The 14,136-nt window shown below is 65.3% G+C and carries 13 protein-coding genes and 1 tRNA gene; 2 read left to right on the forward strand and 12 right to left on the reverse strand.

Features of this window, described 5'->3' with window-relative positions; all coding sequences use genetic code 11:
- Positions 1–16 precede the first annotated feature (16 nt).
- The 8 genes from ABS761_RS06205 to ABS761_RS06240 form a co-directional block, all read right to left on the reverse strand.
- Entirely contained in the window at positions 17–682 is a 666-nt protein-coding gene (locus tag ABS761_RS06205; protein ID WP_350407253.1) for a GntR family transcriptional regulator, read from the reverse strand.
- 50 nt (positions 683–732) lie between these two features.
- The gene (locus ABS761_RS06210; RefSeq protein WP_350407254.1) at positions 733–2,385 is read right to left on the reverse strand and encodes a TRAP transporter large permease; all 1,653 of its coding nucleotides are present in this window, start codon (positions 2,383–2,385) and stop codon (positions 733–735) included.
- On the reverse strand, positions 2,382–2,978 hold the full coding sequence (locus ABS761_RS06215) for a TRAP transporter small permease subunit (RefSeq protein ID WP_350407255.1): 597 nt from the start codon (positions 2,976–2,978) through the stop codon (positions 2,382–2,384). The genes ABS761_RS06210 and ABS761_RS06215 overlap by 4 nt, the downstream gene beginning before the upstream one ends.
- An 87-nt stretch (positions 2,979–3,065) precedes the next feature.
- Positions 3,066–4,253: a CaiB/BaiF CoA transferase family protein gene (locus tag ABS761_RS06220; protein ID WP_350407256.1), complete on the reverse strand. Its 1,188-nt coding sequence runs from the start codon at positions 4,251–4,253 to the stop codon at positions 3,066–3,068.
- A 46-nt stretch (positions 4,254–4,299) separates the two neighbouring features.
- Positions 4,300–5,400, reverse strand: coding sequence for a TRAP transporter substrate-binding protein (locus ABS761_RS06225; protein ID WP_502881392.1), 1,101 nt, complete (start codon positions 5,398–5,400; stop codon positions 4,300–4,302).
- A gap of 318 nt (positions 5,401–5,718) precedes the next feature.
- On the reverse strand, positions 5,719–7,458 hold the full coding sequence (locus tag ABS761_RS06230; RefSeq protein WP_350407276.1) for an acetyl/propionyl/methylcrotonyl-CoA carboxylase subunit alpha: 1,740 nt from the start codon (positions 7,456–7,458) through the stop codon (positions 5,719–5,721).
- Positions 7,458–9,092 carry a 5-oxoprolinase subunit B/C family protein gene (locus ABS761_RS06235; protein ID WP_350407259.1) on the reverse strand — a complete coding sequence of 545 codons (1,635 nt, stop codon included), beginning with the start codon at positions 9,090–9,092 and terminating at the stop codon, positions 7,458–7,460. The genes ABS761_RS06230 and ABS761_RS06235 overlap by 1 nt, the downstream gene beginning before the upstream one ends.
- A gap of 5 nt (positions 9,093–9,097) precedes the next feature.
- On the reverse strand, positions 9,098–9,862 hold the full coding sequence (locus ABS761_RS06240) for a LamB/YcsF family protein (protein ID WP_350407277.1): 765 nt from the start codon (positions 9,860–9,862) through the stop codon (positions 9,098–9,100).
- A 106-nt stretch (positions 9,863–9,968) separates the two neighbouring features.
- Here ABS761_RS06240 and ABS761_RS06245 point away from each other — a divergent pair, with 106 nt between their 5' ends.
- Positions 9,969–10,640 (forward strand): GntR family transcriptional regulator, encoded by a 672-nt coding sequence (locus tag ABS761_RS06245; RefSeq protein WP_350407260.1) that lies wholly within the window; start codon positions 9,969–9,971, stop codon positions 10,638–10,640.
- Positions 10,641–11,030: 390 nt separating this feature from the next.
- Here the strand turns inward: ABS761_RS06245 and ABS761_RS06250 are convergent, their stop codons facing one another.
- A complete protein-coding gene (locus ABS761_RS06250; RefSeq protein ID WP_350407261.1) occupies positions 11,031–11,498 on the reverse strand; it encodes a hypothetical protein in 468 nt (155 codons plus the stop codon).
- Between the two features lie 122 nt (positions 11,499–11,620).
- Here ABS761_RS06250 and ABS761_RS06255 point away from each other — a divergent pair, with 122 nt between their 5' ends.
- Positions 11,621–12,346, forward strand: a complete 726-nt coding sequence (locus ABS761_RS06255; RefSeq protein WP_350407262.1) for an exopolysaccharide biosynthesis protein — start codon at positions 11,621–11,623, stop codon at positions 12,344–12,346.
- Positions 12,347–12,465: 119 nt separating this feature from the next.
- On the opposite strand, the gene ABS761_RS06260 is transcribed toward ABS761_RS06255, so the two are convergent.
- The 3 genes from ABS761_RS06260 to tpiA all read right to left on the reverse strand — a co-directional run bounded on the left by ABS761_RS06260 (position 12,466) and on the right by tpiA (position 13,825).
- A tRNA-Leu gene (locus ABS761_RS06260) sits at positions 12,466–12,550 on the reverse strand.
- Between the two features lie 41 nt (positions 12,551–12,591).
- Positions 12,592–13,062, reverse strand: a complete 471-nt coding sequence (gene secG / locus ABS761_RS06265) for a preprotein translocase subunit SecG (RefSeq protein ID WP_350407264.1) — start codon at positions 13,060–13,062, stop codon at positions 12,592–12,594.
- A gap of 19 nt (positions 13,063–13,081) precedes the next feature.
- Positions 13,082–13,825: a triose-phosphate isomerase gene (gene tpiA / locus ABS761_RS06270; RefSeq protein ID WP_350407265.1), complete on the reverse strand. Its 744-nt coding sequence runs from the start codon at positions 13,823–13,825 to the stop codon at positions 13,082–13,084.
- Positions 13,826–14,136: the final 311 nt, after the last annotated feature.

The following is a 14,136-nucleotide window of genomic DNA, read 5'->3' on the forward strand; positions in this document are numbered from 1 at the left end:
TCTAAAGGAGCGGGCCTCAGTCCTCGCGATTGCCCATCGAAGCAAGAAACGACATCAACTCGGAAAAGCGCTGCGCATGCATGGTGATGTGCGTCCGCATCAGGAGATCGACCGCTTGTTCGTCATGCGCCTGCAGCGCCTTCACGATGGCGCAATGCTCTTCGAACGACTGACTGACGCGCGCCCGCAAGCGCAGTTGGAGCCTGCGGTATGGCCGCAGCCGCCGCTGCAGGTTCCTCGTCTGCTCGATCAGGCAGCGGTTTCGGCTACCGAGATACAGCAGTTCGTGGAATCTCTCGTTGGCATAGTAATACGCATCCTCGTGGGCCTCCGACAGCGCGCGGCGGCAGTCCTCATTGGCGCGCGCGAGTTCATCGAGCTCGTCGGCCGACATGCGCCTGGCGGCAAGCCGGCCGCACATTGCTTCCAACTCGGCCATGACCTCGAACATCTCGACGAGCAGGTGCGGATCAAACTGCGCCACGCGCGCGCGGCGGCGCGGACGTATTTCGACGATACCCACCGAACCAAGCTGCAGCAAGGCCTCGCGAATCGGCGTACGCGATACCTCGAATCGTTTCGCAAGCTCGCCTTCCTCAAGATACTGGCCAGGCTTGAACTCTCCCGTTGCAACCATTTCCTCGATTGCATCGCGTAGGATTTCGGACTGCTGCTTCTTCATATTGGCTTCTTCATACCACGGATTTTAATAGAATGCGGCGCGGCGCACGTTCAGCTTCCCCCCAATCCGCCCATGGGGCCGATCCGCTGGAGCGTAGGCAACTCGATCTGGACCGTATCGGGATCGACCGTGGACTCGCCGCTCTTGTAGACCATGACAATCTCAGGAAAGACGACCAGGACCGCGACCATGAGGATCTGGATCAGAATGAAGGGAATTGCGCCCCAATAGATTTGCCCCAGGGTGACTTTCGCCGTGGGCTTTCCACTGATTTTGTCGACATAATCCCTGTCGGGCGCGACGCTTCGCAGGAAAAATAGCGAGAACCCGAACGGTGGATGCAGGAACGAGGCCTGCAGATTGACGGCGATCAGCACCCCGAACCAGATCAAATCGATCCCGAGCGACTCGGCCGCCGGCACGAGCAGTGGAATGACAATAAAGGCCAGCTCGAAGAAATCCAGGAAGAAGGCCAGCAAAAAGATCAGGATGTTGACGACGATCAGAAAGCCGGTCTGCGCGCCCGGCAGGCCGAGCAGCAGGTTCTCGACCCAGAGGTGCCCCTCCACCGCATAAAACGTCAGGCTGAACACTCGAGCGCCCACCAGAATGAACAGAACGAACGTCGACAGTTTTCCCGTCACATCCATGGCCTGCTTCAACAAGGTCCAAGAAAGCCGCTTGCGGGATGTCGCCATGATCAAGGCACCCACCGCCCCCATGGCACCGCCCTCGGTAGGCGTGGCCACGCCGAGGAAAATCGTGCCGAGGACCAGGAAAATCAGCACCAGCGGGGGAACGAGCACAAAGATTGCCCGTTCGGCCAGCCGGGACAGCAGGCCCGGCCACGCCAGCCGGCAAAGCCAAGCTCCCAGGAAAGAGAGGGTCGTGATCGAAAGGACCAGGATGACGATCTTTTCGTCCATGGGCGTATCGGCGGGAAGCTCGGCGTGCATCAGGCCGACCGAGACGAGCGTGGACAGGGCCACGAGCACCAGTAAAGACCTGAGGCCGCTGCGCTCGGCGGATTCCCGCAACATGACGGCGTCCCCCGGCATCGCTGGCGCCCAGTCGGGCTTCAGTACGGCAACACCGGCCGCGAACGCCACATAAAGCACAACCAGCAGGGCCGCCGGCAGAAATGCGCCCGCATACATGTCGCCCACCGAGCGCCCCAACTGATCAGCCATGACGATGAGCACCAGCGACGGCGGAATGATCTGGGCCAGGGTGCCCGAAGCCGCGATCACGCCGCAGGCGAACCGCCGGTCATAGCCGTAGCGCAGCATGATCGGCAGAGAGATCAGCCCCATCGAAATGACGGATGCCGCCACGACGCCGGTGGTCGCCCCCAGGAGAGCGCCGACGAAGATGACCGCATAGGCCAACCCGCCGCGAATCGGCCCAAAGAGCTGTCCGATCGTGTCCAGCAGATCCTCGGCCATCCCGCTGCGCTCGAGGATGAGGCCCATGAACGTGAAAAAAGGAATGGCCAGCAGCGTGTCATTGGACATGATTCCCCATATCCGTTGAGGCAGGGCCTGCGCCAGCGAGGGCTCGAGCAAGCCGAGATGGATCCCCAGCGCGCCGAACCCGATCCCCACCGCGGCCAGGGAGAACGCCACCGGATAGCCCAGCAACAGGACGATGACCAGCGCGGCGAACATCAGCGGCGCGATATTCTCGATCAGGAATTGGGTCATTTGACATCCCCCGCCGCGGCGGGCGCCTGGCCGGCCAGGCCCTCGGCCGCCGCGTCCGGCGCCCGTCCCGCCTGGTCCCTGGGGTCCGGCCCCATGCCCCGCAAATAGGCGATGCGCTTGATGAGTTCCGAGAGCGCTTGCAAGCCGAGCAAAAAGAACCCCACGGGTATTAGCAAGCGAGCGGGCCAGACGATCAGGCCTCCGGTGTTCGAGGACACCTCCGCGCGCACGAAGGACTCCACGAATTGAGGCCAAGACAGCCAACAGATCAGGACCACCATGGGCAGAAGGAAAAATACGGTCCCGAATATATCGATCCAGGCCTGCGCCCGCGCAGACAGGCGGCCTGCCAGCACGTCCACCCGGACGTGTTCGTTGCGCATCAGGGTGTATCCCGCTCCCAGCAGAAAGACCGCCGCGAACAAGTACCACTGGATTTCCAGCAATCCGTTGGAGCTGTACCTGAACACCTTGCGGATGACGGCGTTGAACGCGCTGATCAGCACCGTGACCAGCACGAGCCGATACACCCATTTCCCGACCTGAGCGGACAATCTGTCCACGAACCCAGAAAAAAGCAGTAAAGCTCTCATCACAGAATTCCCCATGGGCGCCGCCGGCGGGCCCGGCCTGGGCCGCAGCGCCCACGCCAAATCCCCCCGTGCGCGCAACGTGCGTCTTTACGCTACGATGTCCCCGGACAGCAGGGCCCGGATCTCGTCATCCCCAAACCCCCAGCCCTCGAGCACCGACACCGAATGTTCGCCCAGCCCCGGCGCCTGCGACACCGGCACCCTGGGCGTATCGGACAGATAGACCGGCACGTCCAGGATGCTGAGCTCGCCTGCCTTGGAGTGCTGGACCTGAGCGATCATCCCCCTGCGCTTGACTTGGGGATCATTGAGCGCCTCGTCGTAGCGCTTCACCAGCCCGCAGGGCACGGAGGCCGCATTCAGAAGGGACAGCCACTCGTCGCTCGTCTTGTCGTGGAACAGGGGCTCCAGAGCCGCTTCGAGGACAGCCCGATGGCGCACCCGCAGCGGCGGCGAGCCAAAGCGCTCGTCCTTGAGCAGGTCCGGCACGCCCAAGGCCTGGCAGAGCTTTTCCCATAGCGCCTGGCTGGCGGCGCCGATGACCACGTGTCGGTCATCGGCACAGCGGAACGCCCGATACGGGGCGACGTTGCGGTGCGAGGACCCCAGCGGCTCGGGGATTTCCCCCAGGCCGAAGTACCGGGAAGCCTCCCAGAGCGACCAGGCGATCGGCGTGTCCAGCAGCGCGGAATCGACAAGCTGCCCGCGGCCGGTATGGCGCCGGGCGTTCAGGGCCGCGAGGATGCCGATCACGGCCCACATGCCGCAGCCATAGTCGGCAATCGGCAGGGACACCTTGACCGGTTCGCCGTCCTGCTCGCCGGTCATGCCCATGAGCCCGCCCATCGCCTGCGCCACGATGTCGACGCCGCCAAGCGTGCGATAGGGTCCGTCCTGGCCGAAGCCAGAGATCGAGCAGTAGATGATTCGAGGATTGATCTGGCTCAGCCGCTCGTAGGACACCCCCAACCGCTCCGCGGTCCCCGGCCGCGAACTCTCGAGGACGACGTCGGCGTCTCTGACCATGCGATGGACGACCTCTTGTCCGCCGGGCTTCTTCAGGTCGATGACGAGACCCTTTTTATTGTGATTCATCATCTCGAACGGTATCCCGACCCCTGCCTTCGTCGGGCCGAAACTGCGCACGACGTCCCCATCCGGGGGTTCGATCTTGACCACGTCCGCACCCAGGCTCGCCAGGACGCTGCCCGCGTACGGCCCCGCGATGAACCGTGTCATTTCCAGAACTTTGATACCTTGCAAAGCGGTAGCCATTTCCTCTCCAGAGCTGTTCCAAATCGCAACACCGATGCCGCCGGGCTCACTTGCCTGATTGTTTGGCGAACGCCATGACATAGTGCTCGGCGGCCCCATCATTGATCGACGACCACAGGGACTGGCCCGCGCGGAAGTCGTCCCACTGCTTGTGGACCTTGGCGAACAGCGGATCGGCTTGCGACTTTTCCTGCAAAAGATCCACCGTCGCTTTGTACATGGCCTTGACGACATCCTCGGGCCAATAGCGCAGCTTGACGCCGTTGGCGAGCAGCCGCCGCAGCGCGGCGATATTCACCGCGTCGTACTTTGCGATCATCTTGGTGCGCGCCTCGGCGCTCGCGACGGCGACCGCCGCCTGATAGGTCGGCGGCAGGCCGTCCCAGCGGCTCTTGTTCACAATGAAACTCAACTGCGCATCGAGCTCCAGCACGCCAGGCGAGTAATAGAACTTGGCCGCCTTCCACAAGCCGAGCTTTTCATCATCATGCGGGCCGATGATTTCGACGGCGTCGAGCGTGCCTTTCTCAAGAGAGGAATAGACGTCGCTGTGGGCGATCTGCTGCGGCACCGCGCCGAGCCTTGCATAGACCTCGCTGACAAAACCGGGCGTCCGAATCCGCAATCCCTTGAGGTCTCCTGCGCTTTTGATCTCCGAGCGGAACCAGCCGCCCATCTGAGCCCCGGTTCCGCCGCAGGGAAATTGCAGGACGCCGAATTGGCCATACAGTTCGCGCATGAGCTCGAGGCCGCCACCGTAGTTCATCCAGGCATCCTGTTGGCGGGGCGTCATCCCGAAAGGCAGGCACGTATCGAACACCAGTGCTGGAAGCTTGCCCAAATAGTAAAAACCGCAGGTCACCCCGCACTCGGTCGTCCCCTGTTGGACCGCGTCGAGCACCTGATAGCCCGGGACGATTTCCCCCGCGGGAAACACGCTGATTTCGAACTTGCCGTCTGTCAGTTCCTTGACTCGCCGTGCGATCAACTCGATGCCTCCGTGAATCACGTCGAGTGTCGTTGGAAAGCTGGATACCAGGCGCCACTTGATCCTGGGTTCGGAAGCCGCCTTCGCGGGCAGGGCTACCCCCGCCATCGCGGCCGCAGCTGCGGCCGACCCGGTCCGCATGAACGCACGCCGGGACACCTCATCCTTTGTCATTGCTCTCTCCTCGGTAGTTTTAGATATTTTCTTTATCTAAAAGTGTATGCACTTTTAGATAAAGTGGATGCATAATAAGCGTGCGCCTGTTTCATGTCAACGCATCGATGTCAATAAAGGGAGACGGGCCGCGCCGACGTGCACAAGGCACAGACCAGCCGCGCGGCGGGCCAGAAACGCGAAACCCGCCGGATAGGAATACCGGCGGGTTTCGGGAATAGAACCGGCCGCGATGCGGCCGATGAAACAAGCATGCGGGCGGCCCGCGCGGGGTGGGCGCCCCAGAGTCCCTCAGGGCATGCGCTATTCGACCCGTGCCAGCGGCGCGCCGGCCTCGACGCCGTCGCCCGCGGCGCGCAGTTGCCGCAAGGCTCCCGCCGCGGGCGCCGTGACCTGGGTCTCCATCTTCATAGCTTCCATCACGGCGATCACGTCTCCCTCGTCAACCCTGGCGCCGTCCTTGACCTTCCAGGCCAGCAGCGTGCCGGTGATGGGCGCCATCACGTCGCCCGGACTGGACGCGGGTGCCGGCACCTGGGCGTCGGCATCCGTCGCGGAGGCGGCACCCACCATCGGCTCGGCGCCGCGCAACAGCGCGGCGGGCAGCCCCAGGCTGACGCGGCGACCGTCCAGCTCGATGAACGTGCGCAGCAGAGACGCATCGGCCGGAGCCTCAGGCCGGTCCACAGTCGCCAGGTCGACGGGAAATTCTGTCTCGATCCAGCGGGTGTGGATGCGGAAACCCGCCGTGCCGGTGAAATCGGCAGCCTCGAGCACCGCGCGATGAAACGGCAGGACGCTCGCCACGCCCTCGATGCAAAACTCGCGCAACGCGCGACGTGCGCGTCGCAACGCATCGTCCCGCGTATTGCCGCTGACGATCAACTTGGCGATCAGCGAATCAAAAGTACCCGGCACCGCCGAACCAGTCTCAACCCCGCTGTCCACGCGCACCCCCGGCCCGCCGGGCGGCGAAAAGCGGGTGATCCGGCCAGGCGTGGGCAGATAGCCACGGCCCGGATCCTCCGCATTGATGCGGAACTCGATGCTATGGCCGCGCGGTGTCGGCGTGGCCGCCAACGACAGGGGCAGACCATCGGCGATGCGCAACTGCTCGACGACCAGATCCAGGCCCGTGGTTTCCTCGGTCACCGGATGCTCGACCTGCAAGCGCGTATTGACCTCGAGAAAGGAAATCCGCCCGTCTTGCGCCAGCAGGAACTCCACCGTACCGGCACCGACGTAGCCGGCGCGCGCGCAGATGGCCTGCGCGGCCTCGTGGATGCGGGCGCGCTGCACATCGTCGAGAAACGGCGCTGGCGCCTCCTCGACCAATTTCTGGTTGCGCCGCTGCAACGAGCAGTCCCGGTCGCCCAGCACCAGGACCCGGCCATGGGTATCGGCCACGACCTGCGCCTCGATATGGCGCGGCCGGTCCAGGAACTGCTCGATGAAACATTCACCACGGCCGAATGCGGCCGTCGCCTCGCGCACGGCGGACTCGTAGAGCTCGGCAACCTCGTCCAGGCGCCAGGCGACCTTCAAGCCCCGGCCACCGCCACCGAAAGCCGCCTTGATGGCGATCGGCAGCCCGTGAGCCTCGGCAAAGGCCACGGCCTCTTCGGCCGCAGACACCGGCCCAGGGGTTCCCTCGACCAGCGGAGCGCCGACCGACTGGGCGATGCGCCGCGCCGCCACCTTGTCGCCCAGGGCCTCGATGGCCTCGGGCGGAGGCCCGACCCAGGCCAGGCCGGCATCGATCACCGCGCGGGCGAACTCGGCACGCTCGGACAGGAAGCCGTAGCCGGGGTGTACGGCGTCGGCGCCAGCTTTGCGCGCCACCGCCAGCAGCTTGTCGATGTCCAGGTAAGTCTCGGACGGCCGCGACCCCTCCAGAGCCCACGCCTCATCGGCCATGCGAACGTGCAAACTCTCGGCATCGCCATCCGCGTAGACGGCGACCGATCGCACCCCATAATCAGTGCAGGCGCGCGCGATGCGCACGGCGATTTCACCGCGGTTGGCAATCAGGACTTTACGTATCATGGCTGGATTTCCTCGAACGGCCCGATCGGCCGGAAGTACACGTGAGCACCGACGGGAATTTGCGCGGCGCGGTCGAGTTCATGGCTGGCGAGCGCACCGATCACCGGATAGCCGCCTGTCAAGGGATGGTCGGCCAGAAACAGCACGGGCTGGCCGCTGGCGGGCACTTGGATCGATCCGACCACCGCGCCTTCGCTAGGCAACTCGCCCATGATGCGACGCGCCAGCGGCTGGGCGCCCGCCAGCCGCATGCCGACCCGGTCCGATTGGGGTGTGACCGTCCACGCCTGAGCGGCCAGCAGCGTCAGCGCGTCGGGGATAAACCAGTCGGCGCGGGGTCCCAGCACGACGTCCAGGGTCACCGTATCGCCGGCACGCGGCGCGGGCGCGGGCGGCTCGATGTCGGGCAGCACCGCTCCCAGGGCCGATGGCGCGAGCGCCGAGCCGACGCCTAGCACATCGCCCACCCGCACGGGCGCCGGCCCGATGCCCGACAGCGTATCGGTCGCATGACTGCCCAGCACCGGCTCCACCCCCCAGCCGCCGCGCACCGCCACATAGCAGCGCACGCCCGCATGCGCTGCGCCAATCCGCAGCGTCTCGCCGTCGTTCAGCGCCAGCGGCCGCCAGGTCCGGACCGGCAGCCGGCGCCCCGCGGCGGTAACGATCTCGACGTCGGCCGCGGCACCCGTCACCGCCACCACCGCCCGTCCACGGCAGCGCAGCGCCAGGCCGCCCAACAGATTTTCCAGCACGGCGGCATTCACCGGATTGCCGACAATCCGGTTGGCCGCCCGCAAAGCCCCATGATCCAGGGCGCCCGACGAGGATACGCCCTGGCCCGCCTGGCCACGCCGCCCGAGGTCTTGCACCAAAGTCCGCAGGCCTGCAGCCACGACCTCGAGGCGATCCGCGGCAAGCGCCGCCACATGCGGGGCGACCTGGGCAGCAGCGGCTGTCGCCTCCGCGCCCGGCAGGCTGACGACGATGTCACCGCGCGCCAGATCTCGGAAACGCACGCGGAATCCGGGCTGGACCAGGGCCGGCTCGGTACGCGCCAAATCCCACATGCGGCACGGTGTCACCCCCAGCAACTGCCAGCCGCCGGGGCTCTCGGACGGATAGACGGCGCTGAAGTCACCCGCCATCGCCACCGAGCCCGCCGGCACGCGGGTCCGTGGCGATGGGCGCCGCGGCACGCCATGAAAGCACGGATCGCCGCCCGCCAAATACACGAATCCTGGCGCAAAGCCCGCGAATGCAGCCTGGAACTCTGTGCCCACATGACGTTCGATCACCTCGGCACGCGACAGGCCCAGCAGTTCCGCGACAGCTTCGAGATCCTCGCCGTCATAGCGCACGGGGATCTCGACCAACCGGTCACTGGGCGCAGCAACCACGAACGCCGCAGCCTCGCCGGACAGCCCGACCAATCGGTGCACCTCGGCCGCCAACCGTGCCGACGACACCCTGCTCGGCTGGTAACGCACCAGCAGCGTCCGGGCCGCCGGGACGACCTCCTCCACCCCCCCCGGCATGTGTTGTCGCAGCGCCTGGAACACCGCCAAGGTCTGCTCGAGAGAACCCAGTTCAACCAGCAGGGCACGATCACCGGCAGGCAATAAACGCACGTCGCCTACTCCTCGGGTGCGGTCACAAACGACCGCAGGGATACGCCTGCCGCCTGCAACTTTGCGCGCACCGCGCGCGCCATGGCCACGGCATCCGGGCTGTCGCCATGCACGCAGATCGAGTCCGCCTGCAAGGCCACCGAACTGCCGTCAATGGCGGTGATCCGACCGGTGCGGGCGAGTGCCAGCATGCGGTCCGCGACCTCTGCGGGATCGTGCAGCACCGCACCGGGCTCGCGGCGCGAGACCAGCGCCCCTTGCGGCGTATAGGCGCGATCGGCAAAGGCCTCGGCCACCACGCGCAGGCCGCGATCACGCGCCCGCTGCAGCAGGGGTGAGCCCGCAAGGCCCATCAACACCAGCGTGTCGTCGACCGCCAGGATGGCCGCGATCACGTCGTCGGCCTGGCGCGCATCGTGGGCAATGGTGTTGTACAGGGCACCATGCGGTTTGACGTAGCGCACCCGTGTGCCGGCGGCCGCCGCCAGACCCTGCAGGGCCCCAATCTGATAGATCACGTCGGCCACGAGCTCCCGGCTGGTGGGGTCCATGTTGCGCCGCCCGAAGCCCACCAGGTCCGGATAGCCGACATGCGCACCCACCGCCACGCCCCGTGCCGCCGCGTCGCGCAAGGTCTGCAAAATGCCCGCGGGGTCCCCCGCATGGAACCCGCAGGCGACGTTGGCGCTGGTCACGACCTCGAGCATGCTGGCATCGTCGCCCATGCGCCAGGGGCCAAAGCTCTCACCCAAATCACTGTTCAAGTCCATCATGCACCCTTATGATTCAACCAATACTTGTGGATTGTTGAGCAATCCACGGATGAGACCCGCTGTCTCTGCAAAACCGATCCACACCATCCGCCAGGGAAACCCCATGAACGCCAAGCACTACGCCACCCGAGGCGCCACCCCCAGCCTCACCGACACCGTGGCCGAGAAGATCCGCCAGCAACTGATCCTCGGCCATTTGCGCGCAGGTCAACGGCTGTCCGAAGCGGCGCTGAGCGAACAACTGGAAGTCTCGCGCAATACTCTGCGTGAGGCCTTCCGCATCCTGGCCAAGGAAGGCCTGGTGCGTCACGAACCCAACCGGGGCGTGTCGGTGGTGGTGCCGTCGATCGCCGACATCATCGACATCTACCGCGTGCGGCGCCTGATCGAATGTCAGGCACTCGCCCAGGCATGGCCGCGCCACCCCGCGCACAAACGCATGATCCAAGCTATTGAAGAGGCCCGGCAGGCCCGCGACACCGGTCGATGGCTCGATGTGGGCTCGGCCAATATGGCGTTCCATGCCGGCATCGTCGCCCTGGCCGATAGCGTGCGCCTGACCAAGATGTTCTCGGACATCGCTGCGGAACTGCGGCTGGCCTTTGGCTTGCTGGACGATCCGGAATACCTGCATGCGCCCTTCGTCGATAAGAATATTCATCTGCTGGAATTGTTTGAATCCGGCGACACGCGGGCGGCGTCAGCGGCACTGGAAGACTATCTGACCCAATCCGAGCGCATCGTGCTGTCAGTCTATTCCATCCATGTCAGCTGATGACCATAGTAGAGGACATAATCTATATTTTAGTTGAACAATTATCTTATAACAAAGAACAAACATATCACATATTACCGACAAAAATTTATTATTGTTGATAACCATAATAGCCCAACTTAGCTCCCTGCGATATCTTTGCTCCAAGTCTTCTGTCCACGGCCGGTCGCTCTCGCTTGGACAATCCCCGCCAGAACGCCGATGGCCAGATGCAGGCCCACCATCCGGTCCCCCAGGGCCAGCGCCGCGCTCCCCGCGCCGCCGCGGATGCGCAAACCCTCCCAGCGGCCCACCGACGTCACGGATCGGGCCTAGGCGCAGTATTCGTCCGACCGTCCCTGAGCCCACCCTCATTTCCGCTACGGATGGCGATCCCCTGGGCAGCCCGCCTTATTTCAAGGCCAGGCGCACCGTAGTCATTTTCTGTGCGCTGTCCAAGCCCACACGGCTCATCAGGCCGTTGAGCTTGTGCATGGCGGCGATCATCGCCGCGTTGTACGTCGAAATCTGCGCCTGCAACTGCTGCTCGCGCGCCTGCTTGGCCGGGGCCTCTGCCCGGACATCAGCCTGTGCCTGCCGCAACTGGAGGACCAACCGCTCGAGGATGCGGCGCAGTTCGCGAATGTGGCGCAGCACGCTCTTGATCTGGTCCGGCAGGCTGCTGTCCTCGATATCGTCCGAGCCGCCCGCGGCCCCCATGGCACCGGCCAGCGCCCGCCCGGCCGACGAGATCGTCAGCGTGCCGGCGGGACCGAGGTTCACGTGGACGGCGTCCGCCGGCGCATCCCGGCGGACGGGGGACGATGGGCCGGCCGCTGCGGGAGCGGCGGGAAAAGCAGGCGCCTCAAGAGCACTCATGGCGATGATGCCTCGTCGGAAGATCGGGGATGCGGGCCACACGGATCGCTGCGGCCCCTGAGATCGCTCTACGGTCGACGGCGTCAGAACTTTAGAGACGGAAGGCGTCGCGCAGGCTGGCGATGAAATCCATCAAACACATTACAATCTCGACGCCACCCTTAACCGCGCAGCGCCAGCGCAACGGCCTGCAACAAGACGCGGACCGTCACCGCATACACCGGGACCCCATGCAATTCGACGATACCTCGAGCACGCTCAGTGCCACGCTGACTCAAGCCATCGATGGGATACAGGGCGAAACGGTGACGTTCCGCGAACTGATGGCCGCCATCGGCGAACAGGGGCTGCTGCTGTTGTGCGCCCTCGCGACCCTGCCTTTCCTGTTTCCCGTTTCCATCCCGGGGGTTTCCACGGTCTTCGGGGCGGCCATCGTCCTGCTGGGGGTCGCCATCACCCTGAACCGCATGCCGTGGCTGCCCAACAGCATCCTGCACCGTCGGCTCGAAGCGGCCAAACTGGTGCCCATCATGCGCAAGGGTGTGACAATCGTGTCGCGCATCGATGCCTGGGTGCGGCCTCGCGCCTTGCATGTCACCGCCGGCCGCATGACGGTGATCAACGGCTGCGTGCTGGTGCTGGGCGGCCTGCTGCTCATGGCCCCGTTCGGGCTGATTCCGTTTTCAAACACTGCGCCGGCGGTGGGCATCCTGCTGTTGACCATCGGCATGATTCAGCGCGACGGCGTGTTTGTGCTGCTGGGCTACCTGGGCACAGTGCTGACCATCGTCTACTTCAGCGCGTTGCTGTACGCAGCCTGGTGGGCTGGCGGCGCCTTGCTGGGATAGAACGGGAATTGCCTGGCTCAACCGGATTCATGTAGACATGAAAAACCCGCAGGAACCTAATGTTCATGCGGGTTTCCGGTACTTTCTGGGCTGTTCTGGAACAGCCTGATTTTTAACTGTGGTGCCGTCGGCGAGACTCGAACTCGCACAGCTTTCGCCACTACCCCCTCAAGATAGCGTGTCTACCAATTCCACCACGACGGCTTGACGCCTCTCGGCAAAGAGCGGCATTCTAACACGATTCCTTATTTCGCGGGCACGCTGGGGACCGACGGATCGGCCTTTGCGGCATTGTCCACGGACGGGACGCCTGTGGCCGACGGAACAGCGGGCGAGGCGCTCTCGGAGGACGCCGGCGAGGCTCCCGCGCCAGGGGCGGTGGGTACGACCGAGGGCACTGCCGGGCCGGCGGGCACGGCCTCCTTGGCCGGGGCTGTGAAGCCCTGCATCACGCCGCCATCCAGAGGCGAGCCCGAGGGATGGTGCGCGACCCAGGCCAGGCCGCCGGTGGTTGCGAAAAATATGATCGCGGCCCACTTGGTGGCACGCGACAGAAAGTTGGCCGCGCCCGCTGAGCCAAACACGCTGCCCGCCGAGCCGCTGCCGAAGGCGGCGCCCATGTCGGCGCCCTTGCCCTGCTGCAACAGGACCAGCACGATGATCAGGATCGAGGAAATGACCTGGAGGGTCAACAGGAGCGGGGACAACCATTGCATGATCAAGGGACTCCGGGCCTCAGGCGGCCGCTATGTTCAGGAATTCGTCGGCGGCCAGGGAGGCGCCGCCCACCAGCGCGCCATCGATGTCGGGCTGGGCAAACAGGCTGGCGGCATTGCCGGCCTTGACGCTGCCGCCGTAGAGGATGCGGACTTGGCCGGCATCCCGTTTCTCCAGGGCACGGCGAATGAAGGCGTGGACGGCCTGCGCCTGCTCGGGCGTGGCGGTGCGCCCGGTGCCGATGGCCCAGACCGGCTCATAGGCGATGACGAGCCGCCTCACGGCGTCGGCCCCAAGAGCCAGGACCGGATCGAGTTGGTCGCCGATGACGCACTCGACCTGGTCGGCATCGCGGTCGGCCAGGGTCTCGCCCACGCACACCACCGGGGTCAGGCCCGCGGCGAGCGCGGATGCCGCCTTGGCGGCGACCTGAGCGCTGGTTTCGCCATGCAGGGCACGGCGCTCGGAGTGACCGCACAACACCCAGACGCAGCCGAAGTCGGCCAGCATGCCGGCCGAGGTCTCGCCGGTATAGGCACCTTGCGCATGAATGCTGACGTCCTGGGCCCCCCAAGAGACCTGGGTGCCCGCCAAGGCGTCGCGCGCCTGGGCCAGATAGGGAAACGGCGCGCACACCGCGAGCTCGGCATCCCCGGCCCGCGCCGCGCCGGACACCAGACCATCGAGCAGCGTGGCGTTGGCGGCAAGGCTGCCGTGCATTTTCCAGTTGCCCATGACGAGGCGTTTACGGGTATTGCTCATGCGTATCGTCGTTCCAATCAAGCGATAATCCGCCGCAACCGACGAATCGATTCCGGCAAAATTGAGTAACCCTGTATTGTAGCGTGTTTGCCCAGACGACGCCCCGTGGCCGCGCGGGAGCGTCCCGCGACATCAGAACTCGGTCCACTCTCCGGGGGCGGAGGAGGCGCCCGCCAGCGCCGGCGCCCCCATGGCCGGCCTGCCGGCCATGGCCTCGGACCCGCTCGATGCGGAGCGCCTGGGCGGGGGGCTGACGACTTTTTCGGGTGGCGACGGCAGGCGCGCGGGCGCGGCCTGCTCGGGAGCGTGCG

The organism is Castellaniella sp. GW247-6E4, assembly GCF_040276065.1.
Taxonomy (GTDB): Bacteria; Pseudomonadota; Gammaproteobacteria; order Burkholderiales; family Burkholderiaceae_B; genus Castellaniella.